The 12,607-nt window shown below is 73.9% G+C and carries 8 protein-coding genes; 4 read left to right on the forward strand and 4 right to left on the reverse strand.

The genetic code is table 11. The annotated features are described in order from the left end of the window. Positions 1-109: 109 nt before the first annotated feature. From WME83_RS17020 to WME83_RS17030, 3 genes are all read right to left on the reverse strand, one after another. Positions 110-1,462 (reverse strand): hypothetical protein, encoded by a 1,353-nt coding sequence (locus WME83_RS17020; protein WP_437320333.1) that lies wholly within the window; start codon positions 1,460-1,462, stop codon positions 110-112. Positions 1,463-1,971: 509 nt separating this feature from the next. Further along, complete coding sequence (locus tag WME83_RS17025) at positions 1,972-3,171, reverse strand: hypothetical protein (RefSeq protein ID WP_437320334.1); 1,200 nt, start codon at positions 3,169-3,171, stop codon at positions 1,972-1,974. A gap of 357 nt (positions 3,172-3,528) precedes the next feature. Beyond that, positions 3,529-4,287 (reverse strand): CDP-alcohol phosphatidyltransferase family protein, encoded by a 759-nt coding sequence (locus WME83_RS17030; RefSeq protein WP_437320335.1) that lies wholly within the window; start codon positions 4,285-4,287, stop codon positions 3,529-3,531. 357 nt (positions 4,288-4,644) lie between these two features. Between WME83_RS17030 and WME83_RS17035 the strand changes: the two genes are divergently transcribed. Beyond that, on the forward strand, positions 4,645-8,550 hold the full coding sequence (locus WME83_RS17035) for a M36 family metallopeptidase (RefSeq protein WP_437320336.1): 3,906 nt from the start codon (positions 4,645-4,647) through the stop codon (positions 8,548-8,550). A 135-nt stretch (positions 8,551-8,685) separates the two neighbouring features. Here the strand turns inward: WME83_RS17035 and WME83_RS17040 are convergent, their stop codons facing one another. Further along, entirely contained in the window at positions 8,686-9,849 is a 1,164-nt protein-coding gene (locus WME83_RS17040) for a serine/threonine-protein kinase (protein WP_437320337.1), read from the reverse strand. Positions 9,850-9,963: 114 nt separating this feature from the next. Between WME83_RS17040 and WME83_RS17045 the strand changes: the two genes are divergently transcribed. The 3 genes from WME83_RS17045 to WME83_RS17055 all read left to right on the forward strand — a co-directional run bounded on the left by WME83_RS17045 (position 9,964) and on the right by WME83_RS17055 (position 12,574). Continuing rightward, positions 9,964-10,710 carry a 2TM domain-containing protein gene (locus WME83_RS17045; protein WP_437320338.1) on the forward strand — a complete coding sequence of 249 codons (747 nt, stop codon included), beginning with the start codon at positions 9,964-9,966 and terminating at the stop codon, positions 10,708-10,710. A gap of 195 nt (positions 10,711-10,905) precedes the next feature. Further along, on the forward strand, positions 10,906-11,301 hold the full coding sequence (locus WME83_RS17050) for a DUF6289 family protein (protein ID WP_148313642.1): 396 nt from the start codon (positions 10,906-10,908) through the stop codon (positions 11,299-11,301). 412 nt (positions 11,302-11,713) lie between these two features. Beyond that, positions 11,714-12,574 carry a helix-turn-helix transcriptional regulator gene (locus tag WME83_RS17055; protein WP_437320339.1) on the forward strand — a complete coding sequence of 287 codons (861 nt, stop codon included), beginning with the start codon at positions 11,714-11,716 and terminating at the stop codon, positions 12,572-12,574. The last annotated feature ends 33 nt before the right edge of the window (positions 12,575-12,607 follow it).

A 12,607-nucleotide genomic window follows, 5' to 3' on the forward strand; every position in this document is an offset into this window, starting at 1 on the left:
CCTCGCGCCGGCGGCGCGCGGGCACTCAGGCCGTACACGAGGCCTCAGGGCGGCACCGCAGCGCGCTCCCCTGCGACGAGCACGACGCCGGCAACCAGACAGCCCGTGCTCATCCGGAGCAGCCGTCGCTCCCCGGATGGAGGACCACCGCGAAGGGATATCGCTCTTCTCCTCGGGTGTCGGGGTCGTAAGGGCCCGTGGGCAGGGCCGTCACGACGAGCGTTCGCTGCCCGTCCGCCGCGAGCTCCAGGGGTGCGGGGCCGGACGAGAGGTCGAGGAGCTCGCCGTCGGAATCGGGCGTGAGCCCGGGCACGGCCTGGACGACGAAGCGGCGCCGCTCGTCGTCGGGCGCATCGAGGGATACGCAGACCGACCGCGCGGCGTCCGCGCCCGCCGACAGCTCGATGTAGCTGGTGCCGAGCATCATCGGCGCGCCGTCGCGGATGTCGATCCTGCCCGGCGCGGCCTCGACCTGGGCCGCCAGCGTCAGCCTGGCCTCCTCGAGGTTCTCGCGGCCCCCCGCGAAGTGACGGAAGTGCCGGTCGTCGACGTGATCGCCGGTATACCAGCGCCAGCGCGCGAGCTCGGGGACGACGTCGACATAGCTGGTGTCCGCCACCTCGCGCAGCATGTCGTCGAGCGCATCGACGAAGTCGGGCTCGTTGCGATCCAGCGCGCCCTCGGCGCCTCTAGGGTTGCGCGAGGCGAGCCACATGCGCGAGACGAACGTCGGATCGCCGTCGAAGAACCGGTCCTTGAGGTACAGGAGGACCATGGAGGAGCCGTACATGGCCCACGTCTCGTAGTCGTCGTCGTGGTCGATCGCCCGGTCCGGGTGCCTTTGAAAATCGGCGAGGCCCTCGTCCGCATAGCGATCCATGTAGATCTGGTCGAGGAAGCTGGCCGACATCTCGAAGAGGACGGGGCTCTCGTTCCAGTCGTCGGCGGCCTGCGACGCGTGCGCCATCTCGTGCACCACGGTCTCCTCCAGATCGGCGCCGCCGTAAGGCCCCCACGGATCGACGATCATGAAAGGGTGCCAGTCGTTCCAGGAGGTCGACGGCTCGTCGCCGAGGACGTCGACCACGCAGCTGCGGTGTCCTCGCCACACGAGCACGTCGAACGCGTCGTCGGGGCCGCACTCCCCTGCATCCGTGAGCGGCGGGCGCATGCCGATCCGATTCACATGGTAGTCCCACCCCTTCTCCGCGAAGGCGAGGACCTGGCGGGCGGTGTCGCGCTCCTCTTCCCGGGAGTGGTGGACGAGCACGGGCAGCGTCGCGGACCGGATCGAGAAAGGAAACACCTCCTCGAAGTCGGCTCGACCACAGGCGCTCTCCCCTTCGGACAAGGGATGCGTGTACTCGGGAAATGTGGCTCGGGTTGTATCGTCGCTCTCCGCGCCGCAGCCGGCGGTGAGGATGAGGGGAGAGCAGGCCAGCCACGCCAGGGCCTTGATCATCGTCGACCCTTTAACCGAGCCGTCGGCGAGCCCGCAAGGCGGCCAGGACCCTCCGAACCGGGACGGAGCGGGCTTCGGAGGTCCTCCGGCGGGGTCTCGACCTAGCCCCTAGCCGCCCTTCGGGATGGGCCGCGGGCAGGTCGCGACGTGCCCGCGCGGGCTTTCGAGGCCCTCCGGCTAGGTCGCGAATCGACCCGACCCCCCTCGGAAGGGGTCGTAGACAGGTCGCGACGTGGCGAGGCGGGCTTCGGAGGCCCTCCGGTTCGGTTTCGGATCGACCCGACCCCCCTCGAAAGGGGGTCGCGGCAGGTCGCGACGTGCCGGCGCGGGCTTCGGAGGCCCTCCGGTTCGGTTTCGGATCGACCCGACCCCCTCGGAAGGGGTCGTAGACAGGTCGCGACGTGGCGAGGGGGGCTTCGGAGGTCCTCCGGTTCGGTTTCGGATCGACCCGACCCCCTCGGAAGGGGGCGCGGGCAGGTCGCGACCCCTTCTGCGTATGATGCGACGCGTCAAGCGCTCCCGTCGCCGGACTCCATCCACGCGAGCCACGCGTCCGCGCCGTGCAGGGCATCCGCCACGACGGCGAGCGCGCTGTCGCCGCCGATCCGCGCCAGCAGCGGCGCGAGCATCTCCACGCCTCCCCAGCCGCTCAGGGTCGATGCCAGCGTGACCGAGCCGGCAGCGTCGCCGAGGCTCCTGGCGAACAGCCACGCTGCGTCATGAGGCGACATCCAGGCGGCGCAGCGGATCACCGCCTCCAGCCCGTCCGTGTCCCCGCTCTCGCGGTAGGCCGCGACGGCGCGGGCGGCGAGCGCCGGCCGCGACGGCGCGGGCGCGGCGCAGCAAAGCGCCGCGAGGGCCGCGATGCGCGCCTGACCCGAGCTCCCACCGCGCCCGGCGATCTCGACCGAGGCGTCGAGCCCCAGCGCGTCGATCGACTGGGCGGCATGGTCGGCCACCAGCGCGGCCGCAGCCCACGCCGGCTGGAGCGACGCCACCGCCTCGCGCGCCGCGTCGACGAGCGGACGCCCTCCCCGGGTGGCGGCGGCGCGCAGCAGCGGGCCCGCGCCGTGGACCCCAGCGCCGCAGAGCTGTTCGATGACGTCGAGCGCACGCGCGGTCTCGCCGAGCTCCGCGAGCCGCACGGCGAGCGGCGCGCCCATGCCGGTCATCGGGTCGTCCAGCAGCTTCGAGACCTCGGGCAGACCGAGGAAGGGGGCGAGCGCCTCGGTGCACGATGCGGTGTCGATCGGCTCGCCGTCCGCGCCCTCGCCGGCGAGCAGGGCGTCGAAGAGCGCGGATACGCCGCGCGAGAGCTCCTCCTCGGGCAGCGCCCGCACGAGCGGCGCCAGCGCGTTGGCGCGCGATCCCGGCGGAAGATCCATCGCCGCGCGAAAGAGCGAGCGCGCCTGGCGGGCGTCCAGCGGCGGCGCCGCGGCGAGCTGCGCGAGCGCGTGGCCCCGTCGCGCGTCCGAGCGCGCGCGCTCGACGGCCTCCGCGACCAGCGCCTCGGCCTCGGACGGCGGAAGGAATCGGGCCGCGGCGAGCCACACCGGCAGGCTGGGCCCTTGCTCGTCGCGCAAGGTGGCCGATACTGCCCAGCGCGCGAAGCTCGCGGCATCGTCGCCCGAGCTGGCGCGCGCCGCCGCGAGCAGCGCCTGCGCGTCGCTCCAGGGCTCGCCACGCCAGGCGGCTCCGCGCCGCCGCACGAGCTCGCGCGCCCTCGCCGCGATCTCCTCGCCGGGCCGCCCCGAGGCGCGCGGTGCCTCCGCCGTCCATCACGAAGACTCCCGGGTTCATGTCGGGGCTCTCAGGGATGTTACCGGGGCGGTCCGCACCATGAGAGCACCTCCACACGTCAACAGGGTTCACCGCCCAATGGCTGTCAAGCGCGCTCCGGGCGTGCAGCATTCAGGGATCGCGGGGTGGTCAGCTGTTCTCCGGTCCTCCCGGCGCAGCGGCAGCGCCCGCGCGCTCCGGCTGCCGCCGGCCCGCTCCTGGGACACGCACGTCGCCCCTGATGCCACGCGCTCGCTCGCGCCCCGCATCCGGCGGTCCCTCCGAAGCTAGCCCCGCCCGAACCTGAGCAGCAGCCCGAGCCAGCCCCGCGCCAGGTAAAGGCCGTTGATCAGCACGTAGATCCAGAAGAACACGTCGAGCCGATCCGCGAGCGCGAACGCCCAGATGTGGCTCGGGTAGTGGTTCAGGAAGCGCAGGAACGTCGTCACGAGCGCCGCCGCCCGGGCGGCGGGCGACCGCGGGCGCTCCTCCGTGACGGTCTCGTAGTGCGCCGAGACCGACGTCTCCTTGCCGCTGATCTCCGGGCGGCGGACGAAGTTCGTCAGCGAGATCGCCGAGGCGATCACCGCCACCCCGACCACGCCCGCGAGCAGGAAGCGCGGGTCGCCCGCGGGCCAGAGCGCGCCGTCCAGGCCGAGGCCGCCGGCGCGGAAGAAGCGCACCGAGAGGGCGCCCGAGAGGAGCACCGCCTTGAGCTCATCCGTGAAGAAATCGAAGAGGTGACCCTCCTTCGACGCGACCTGCTTGTGGCGCGCGAGCATCCCGTCGGCGCAGTCGAGGAGGTAGCTCAGCTCGAGCACGGCGATGGCGACGAGGCCCCCCGCCGCCGTGGGCAGCGCGACGAGCAACGCCGCCGCGACCACGAACACGGCGAGGTTGAGCAGCGTGACCTGGTTCGGCGTGAGCGACGTCCGCGCGAGCAGCGCGACGACGCCGCCGGCGAGCGGGCGCATGACGTAGGTGTTGAAGAGCTGATCGTGCTTCTTCCGCGTGGCCAGGTAGATGCGCTTCGCTTCGCCGAGCATGGCGGGCGCATCCTAGAGCGGCGGTCCGACGGGAAGGACACAAACCGCGCCGCGCCGCCCCGCCCGACGCACAAACCGCCCCGCGCGCGGCGCACGCCGCGTCTCCGCCCGCCTCCTCCCGTCCTCCGGGCTCGTTTCCGCCGGGCTTCGTCCCGGTAGCGAAGAGCCCGCCCGCCGCCGCCCGCCGCCGTCGAGGCCGCCTTCTCCGGAGCACGGCCCGCCCCGAGCCGTTGAGCGGCTTCCCTCGTGCGGCGGGAACGTCTATCAAAGGTCTTCATTCCTCAGGCCGGTTTCCCGCTCGGGAACGAAGCGATCCGGCGGCACGACCGCTGTCCAGCCACGCACGGAGTAGATCGGATGAAGCGTTCCATTCGCGGTCTCACGCTCTCGCTCGCGCTCCTCGCCGGATCGCTCGCGCACGCGGCCCCCGGCAAGCGGCCCGACCTCAACGCCTACCTGCGCGCGCCCAGGGCCGCGCGCGCCCTCGGCGACGCGCGCGGCGCGGCCGCCGCCCGCGCCGCGGCCGCCGCCCGCGCCGCGCGCGCCGGCGGGGTCGTCACGTCCATCGACGAGCAGCGCGGCGCGCCGACCTTCCTCTGGGCCGCGAGCGGGGCCGCGCCGGCCGAGGCCCCGTCGGCCGTCGCCCCGGGCGCCACCCCGGAGGCCGCCGCCCGGCGCCACCTCGCCCGCTTCGCCGCGGCCTACGGCCTGTCCCGGGCCGCGCTGGAGGCGGCGCAGGTGGTCCACGTCCACGACCTCGGCCAGGGGCCCGTCATCGTCGTCCTGCGGCAGCGCGTGGACGGCGCCGACGTCTTCCAGACCGACGTGAAGGTGCTCATGCGCCAGGACCTCGCGCTCGTCGCCATCTCCGGCAACCTGCACCCGGCTGCCGTGCCCGCCATGGAGCGCGCGCGCCGCCATGCGTTCCGCCTCTCGCCGAGGCTGGCGCTCGGCCGGGCGCTCGAGGACCTCTACGGGATCCACCCGGGGCAGCGCGGCGTCGTCGATCTCCAGCGCCCCGCCGGCGACTACCAGGCGTTCGACCTCGCGCCGGACAGCGCGCTCCGCGCCGCGGGCCTCCACCTGGTCGAGCCGGCCCGCGTGAAGAGGGTCTATTTCCCGATGCCGGACGCGTTGATCCCGGCGTACTTCGTCGAGTTCATCTCGGGAGAGGTCGAGTCCGTCTCCTCGGACGCCTACGACTACGTGATCGCGGCCGACGACGGCCGCGTCCTCTACCGCCGCGATCTGATCGAGTACGACGCGTTCAACTACCGCGTCTGGGCCGAGACCACGGGCGACCGGCGGCCCCTCGACGGGCCCCAGGCCGACTTCCTGCCGCACCCGACCGGCATGCCGGACGGGTCGCAGCCGGACTTCATCCCGGCGCCGCTCGTCTCGATGGAGGGGTTCAACAAGGGCCCGGACGGCGCCGCCGACCCCTGGCTGCCGGACGACGCGGTCCAGACCTTCGGCAACAACGTGGACGCCTACGCGGACCACAGGGCCCCCGACGGCTACTCGAACGGCGACGTCCGGGCGACCCTCACCGCGGCGCGGACGTTCGACCACGTCTACGACCCCCTGCTCGATCCGGTGTCGAGCGAGGCGCAGACCATGGCCGCCGTGACCCAGCTGTTCTACGTGAACAACTGGCTGCACGACTGGTACTACGACTCGGGCTTCGACGAGGCCGCCGGCAACGCCCAGCTGGACAACATGGGCCGCGGCGGCCTCGGCGGCGATCCGATGCACGCCGAGGCGCAGGACGGCGCCCTGGTGCCGAACGCCCAGCGCAACAACGCGAACATGAACGCGATGTCCGACGGCGCCTCGCCGCGGATGCAGATGTACCTCTGGAACAGCAAGGACGTCCGGCGCACGCTGACGCTCGACCCGGGCGGCGCGAGCCTGAGCACCGGCACGGCCGCGTTCGGGGCCGGGAACTTCAACCTCTCCGCCGAGATCGCGCTCGTCGACGACGGCGTCGACGCCACGCCCGACGACGCGGTGGATGGAACCCGGGACGGGTGCGAGGCGCCGGTCTCCGACGTTACGGGCAAGATCCTGCTCGTCGATCGGGGCGGCTGCACCTTCAAGCAGAAGGGGGTGAACGCCCAGGCCGCCGGCGCGGCCGCGCTCATCATCGCCAACAACGCGCCCGGCGACCCCGCGCCGGGCATGGGGAACGGCGCGCCGGAGGACGCCACGGTGACCATCCCGGTGCTCTCCACCTCCTACGAGGAAGGGATCAGCCTCAAGGCCGCGCTCCTGGAAGGGACGGTCAGGGCGGCGATGGAGCGCGTGCTCGGCGTCGTGCGCGACGGCACGATCGACAACACCGTCACCGCCCACGAGTGGGGGCACTACATCCACCGGCGCCTGACCCAGTGCTTCACCGCGCAGTGCGGCGCGCAGAGCGAGGGCTGGGGCGACTTCATCGCGCTGCACATGGCGATGCGCGACGGCGACGACCTCGGCGGCACCTTCGCGACGGGGATCTACGCGTCGGAGGAGAGCGGCGAGAGCGCCTACTACGGCGGCCGCCGGGCGCCCTACACGATCAACTTCTCGAAGAACGGGCTCACGTTCAGGCACATCTCGGACGGCGTCGCGCTCCCGGAGCACCCGATCCTCGAGGGCAGCGACCCGAGGAACTCCGAGGAGCACAACGCGGGCGAGATCTGGGCGCTCATGCTGTTCGAGGGCTACGTCGAGCTGCTCGCGCGGGAGGACGAGGGCGGCCGCATCTACACGCACGACGAGGCGCGGCGGCTCATGTCGGACATCGTGGTGGCGGGGATGAAGCTCGCGCCGGTGGACGCGACCTACACCGAGCAGCGGGACGCCCTGCTCGCCGCCGCGTTCGCGCGGAGCGAGGCCGACATGATCGCGCTCGCCCACGGCTTCGCGCGGCGCGGCGCGGGGACGTGCGCGGCGTCCGCCCCGCGCGACTCGGAGGATTTCGTCGGCGTGGTCGAGAGCTTCGCGCTGGCGCCGCTGGCCGCCGTCTCGCCGGGGGAGCCGGACGACGGCGTGCGCTCGTGCGACGACGACGGCTTCCTCGACGCGGGCGAGCGCGGCAAGGTGGCGATCGAGGTGCGGAACGCGGGGCCGGTGCCGCTCCTCGGCGCCGCGGCGACGGTCTCCTCGACGAACGAGCACGTGTCGTTCCCGGACGGGACCGCGATCGTGCTGCCCGATATCCCGGCGTTCGGGGCCGGGACGGTCGAGATCGAGGTCGACGTGGACGAGGCCGCGGTCGGGATCGAGACGCTGGAGCTCCGCGTGGACGTCACCGCCCCCCGGGCGTGCGAGGTGACGGTCGCCGGCGTCGCCGGGGCGCGCCTCAACGTCGACGACGTGCCGGCGGCGTCGGCCGTCGATTCGGTCGAGAGCGAGGCGCCCGCCTGGTCGAAGGACGGCGAGGAGGCGGACGCCATCTGGTCGCGCGAGAAGACGGACCTGACGAACCACGCGTGGCGCGGCGCCGACCACCCGAGCCTCTCCGACACGCAGCTCGTCTCGCCGCCGCTCTCGGTCGGCGAGGGCGAGCCGCTCGTGATCTCGTTCAAGCATCGGCATTCGTTCGAGATCTCGCCGGCGACGGAGGACGCGGCGGCGGTCCACTGGGACGGCGGGCTCATCGAGATCAGCGACGACGACGGCGAGACGTGGCAGGACGTCGCGGCGTACGCGGATCCCGGGTACGGCGGCCCGATCGGCAACACGGTGGACGAGCCGTCGGTGAACCCGCTCGCCGGCCGCCAGGGCTTCGTCGGCGCGAACGAGGCCTGGCCCGATCCGGAGCCGGTGACGCTCGACCTCGGCGACGCGTTCGCGGGGAAGACGGTGAAGGTCCGCTTCCGCATCGGCACCGACGCCTACTCGGGCGATTTCGGCTGGGAGATCGACGACATCGAGGTCCGCGGCATCGAGAACACGCCGTTCGGCGCGCTCGTCCCGGACGCGCCCGGGTGCGGCGATCCGGTCGGCGAGGGCGGCGCCGGGGGCGAGGGCGGGGCGGGCGGTGAGGGCGGCGACGGCGGAGAGGGCGCCGTCGGCGGCGCGGGAGGCGCCCCGAGCGGCGCGGGCGGCAGCGGCGGGGCCGACGCGCCGACCGATGGCCCCCCGGTGGTCGCCGAGGGCGACGGCTGCGGCTGCCAGGTGCCCGGCGGCGGCGCGACCCGGGCCGCGGGGCCGCTGGCCACGCTGCTGGCGATGGCGCTGCTCGGCCTGCGGCGGCGCCGGGGCGGGGCCTGACCGGGCTGGGGCCAGCGGGGCGCGTCCCAGCGGGGCGCGTCCCAGCGGGGCGCGGCCCAGCGGAGCGCGGCCCAGCGGAGCGCGGCCTGACCGGGCGCGGCCCAGCGGGCGCGGGCTGACGGGCCGCCGAGCCCGTCAGCGCCGCACGCGGTGCGACGCGGGCGCGTCCGGCGGCTCGTCGCTCCACTCGACCGCGATCGATTCCTCGTTCGCGCCCGCGGGGCGCTCCCACTCGGTGGTGATCGATCCGCCGCTCACGGGCGGCTCGTCGCTCCACTCGACCGCGATGCTGTCGATGGCGGTTGGGCTGCTCGCGGGGCCTACCGGGACCGTGATGGGCCCGTTCTCGTCGTCCGGCGCGGCGGGCGCGCGCTGCCCGTGCAGCGTGATCGCGTCGGGATCGAGCGCGTGCGCGAACCGCGACGCGTACGGGGGCGGCTCGCGGCGCAGCAGGGCGAGGACGTCCTCGAGCATGCGGCGCGCGTCGGGGTAGCGCTGGTCGCGGTCGAAGGCGAGCGCGCGGTCGACGACGAGGCACACCTCGCGCGGCGCGTACGGCGCCCGCTGCGAGAGCGGCGGCGCCGGCTCCCGGCCCATCTTCAGCAGGAGGTCGAAGTCGGTGCTCGCCTCGTGCACGTGGCGGCCGGCGATCAGGCGGAACATGGTGGCGCCGACCGCGAACAGATCGGCGCGGGCGTCGATGTCGCGGCCCTTGGCCTGCTCCGGCGGCATGTACGGCGTCGTGCCGAGCACGAGGCCCATGCGCGTGAGCTCCCCCAGGAGGCCAGAGTCCTGCCGGATCCGCGCGAGCCCGAAATCGAGGACCTTGATGCGCGGGCCGCCGGCGGGCGCGGGCGTGGACGCCGGGTCCCCGCGGACGACGTACAGGTTGGGCGGCTTGATGTCGCGGTGGATGATCCCCTGCGCGTGCGCCGCGCCGAGCGTGTCGAGCACCTGCGCGGCGAAGCCGAGCACCTCGGCGAGCGGCAGGCCGCCGAGGCGGCGCTCGCGCTCGGCGAGCGACTCGCCCTCGAGCAGCTCCATGACGAGGAACGGCGCGCCGTCCTCGGCGACGTCGATGTCGCGGATCTCGACGGCGCCCGGGTGGCGGAAGCGGTTCGCGGCCTGCGCCTCGCGCTCGAACCGGTCGCAGATCTCCTTCGACTGCGCGGCCTGCGGGTGGAGGATCTTGAGCGCGTCGCGGCGCCCGATGCGGTGGACGCCGACGTACACCGCGGCCATGCCGCCGGCGCCGAGCAGCCGCTCCAGCGTCCACTTGTTGCGGATCGTGGTCCCCACGCGTTGTAAGGCCGTGTCGCTGCTCATGGGGTCCTTGCTGGGCCCATGGAAGCGGGGCGGGCGCACGCGGTCAAGCGTATGCTCTGCGCGCGGGGACGCGCGGGAAGGAGAGCGATGGCGAAACCGGACAAGCAGAGCGGGCGGCGGTACACCGAGGCCGAGGTGCGGGCGATCCTGGAGCGCGCCCTCCGGGACGCGCAGGCGCGCGACGTCGGCCATGACGAGCTGGTCGCGGCCGCGGAGGAGATCGGCATCTCGCGGGGCGCGATCGAGGCCGCGTCGCGCGACATCGAGCATGTCCGGGGCGAGGCGGAGGCGCGCGCGGCGATCCTCGCGCGCCGGCGCAAGGGGTTCCGCTCGCACCTGTTCTCGTTCCTCGTCGTGAACGCGTTCCTCTTCGCGGTCAACGCGCTCACGCCCGGGCCGTGGTGGTTCTTCTGGCCGCTGCTCGGCTGGGGCCTGGGGCTCGCCTTCCATGCGCGCGCCGCGCTCTCCAGCGACGTGTCCCCGCGGCAGCTCCGGCGGCAGATCGAGCGCAGCGCCGCGCTGGCGCGGCGGGAGGAGGACCGGCGGCTGAAGGAGCGGCGCAGGGCGGAGCAGCTCGAGCGCAAGCAGCGCCTCGAGCGGAGCGCGGAGGAGCTCGGGCACGCCGTCGAGGAGGGCGTCGCGACGGTGCTGTCGCGGATCGCGCACGAGATCCGCGGCAGCGCGCCGCCGCCGCCGCCGCCGGAAGGCGCGCCGCGCGGGCGGCGGATCGCGCCGCTCGGCGCGGACGAGGCCGGGGCGGACGACGCGGAGTCCGAGGCGCTCGGCGAGGAGGAGGCGGATCGCGCGGCCCGGCGAGGCCGCGGCGGGCGCTGACGGAGGCGGGTGGCGCGAACGCACAACCGAATGGCGCGTTCGTGAACGCGCGCCCATCGCCCCGCGCGTACACATCCTCACGACGATCGCGCGACGGGCGCGCCCTTCGCTCACCCCGGCTGCGCGCTGACCCGCTGCGGCGGGCGGGCGCCGGGGCGCGCGTTCGCGCCATCACAACGAGGGAGTAAGCAGACCATGCTGAAGAACATCTTGATGGCTCTCGGACTCGCCACCTCTGTTGCCGCCTGCATGGCCGAGCCGAGCGAATCGGCACCTGAGGCCGAGGCGGTCGCCGGCGAGGAGGCCGTGGACTCCGCCGAGCAGGCGCTGATGTCGACCGGCTTCACCCGGACCTATTACAGCGACAGCTCGTTCAAGACACCGATTGGCGTCGAGACCCGCGACTGCGACCCCGATTATAATGAGTTCTTCGGAGAAGCGTCGAGGTACTACAAGCAGCGTCGCTACAACTGCCCCGGCAGCACCATGCCCGGGCTCCCCTCGACGAACTGTTACATCTGCTACGACAACGCGGTCCCCGGCGGCCCGCCGTCCGTGGCGTGCGTCGGCTCCTCGTGCCCGGCCTTCTGAGCGGACGCGGCGCGGACTGAGCAGGCTCGGCGCGGACCGAGCAGGCTCGGCGCTGGCGCCCCGGTGGTGCGCCGACCTGCGCCAGCCCCGATGGCCCAGGTTGGCGCGGTCCTAACGCCGGCACCCGGGGCGGCGGTGGCCTACGCGCGCCGGTGCGGACGGCGCGGGGGGGGGCCGGGGCGCGCGCGCTCCGGAAAGCGCGCGGAGAGGCGGGCCCCGCGAGGGCGTGGAGGCGGCTGGCGCCGAGGCGAGGGGCGCGGCCGGGCGCGTGGCATGTCGAGTGCGTTAGTCAGGCTAACGAACTAACCAACCGACAACCCGAGCCCTCCGCGTCGGCGCTGAACGGCCGCAGCGCGCTCCGCGCGCCGCGGCGTACAGCGCTCGATCGATGGCGCACGCCCGATGTCCGCCAATGGTCTCTCTCGACGAGTTGAAGAGCGCTTCCAGCATCGATGAGCTCCTGGCCGATCCGATCGGCAAGTACTTCGTCGACCCGACGTTCGTCTTCTGGTACCCCGAGCGCGCCTTCAAGGGGTTCTCGCTGTGGGGGCGGCCGAGCGCCGGCGACATCGAGCGCCTCAATCGGCTGAACGACGCGGTGCTGACGCCGCACGGCGGCCGTCACGTGTCGTTCGTCGACCTCCAGGGCCTCGAGGGCGCCGACCCGGCGGCGTTCGCGTCGATGGCGGCTTACCTCTCGGCGCGCTGGCAGCCGTTTCGCGAGCTGGTCCTACGGCAGGCGCTGGTGCGGCCGCCGGGCTTCGCCGGCGCCGTGGTCTCCGGCTTTTACGAGGTCCTGAAGCCTTCGTTCCCGGTCGCCGTGTTCGACGGCATCGGCGAGGCGCTCGCCTGGCTCGGCTTTGGCGATCGCGAGGCGCTGGTCGGGCGCGTGATCGGGCTGCGAGAGCAGGCCGGCGAGGCCGCCGGCGTGCTCGGCTCGCTTCGGCGCTCGCTCTGCGCGTCGCCCTGCCGGCCCGCCCTGGCGGAGGCGGCGCGGGCGCTCCACCTCTCCGAGCGCTCGTTGCAGCGGCACCTGCGGCGAGCCGGCACGACGTTCCAGGCCGAGGTGAACGCCGCGCGGGTGCGCGTCGCCCAGGGGAGGATGCTCACGGGCGACGACAGCCTGACGGCCATCGCGCTCGACGTGGGCTGCGCGTCGGCGCAGCACTTCAGCGCGATGTTCCGCAAGGCGACGGGGCAGAGCCCGAGCGAGTGGCGGGCGCGCGCGCGCGGCGCGCCCCGCCGCGCCGCGCCCAGGAGCGCCGCCGCGTGACCCCTGCACGTCAGGGAGCGTCTTCCCCCGGGC

This window comes from Sorangium sp. So ce385, assembly GCF_051474135.1.
Classification (GTDB): domain Bacteria; phylum Myxococcota_A; class Polyangia; order Polyangiales; family Polyangiaceae; genus Sorangium; species Sorangium cellulosum_D.

Bases quoted from the DNA above. Each gene is read 5' to 3' on its own strand.
- WME83_RS17020 (WP_437320333.1), bottom strand. From the start codon at position 1,462: ATGATCAAGGCCCTGGCGTGGCTGGCCTGCTCTCCCCTCATCCTCACC.
- WME83_RS17030 (WP_437320335.1), bottom strand. From the start codon at position 4,287: ATGCTCGGCGAAGCGAAGCGCATCTACCTGGCCACGCGGAAGAAGCAC.
- WME83_RS17035 (WP_437320336.1), top strand. From the start codon at position 4,645: ATGAAGCGTTCCATTCGCGGTCTCACGCTCTCGCTCGCGCTCCTCGCC.
- WME83_RS17045 (WP_437320338.1), top strand. From the start codon at position 9,964: ATGGCGAAACCGGACAAGCAGAGCGGGCGGCGGTACACCGAGGCCGAG.
- WME83_RS17050 (WP_148313642.1), top strand. From the start codon at position 10,906: ATGCTGAAGAACATCTTGATGGCTCTCGGACTCGCCACCTCTGTTGCC.
- WME83_RS17055 (WP_437320339.1), top strand. From the start codon at position 11,714: ATGGTCTCTCTCGACGAGTTGAAGAGCGCTTCCAGCATCGATGAGCTC.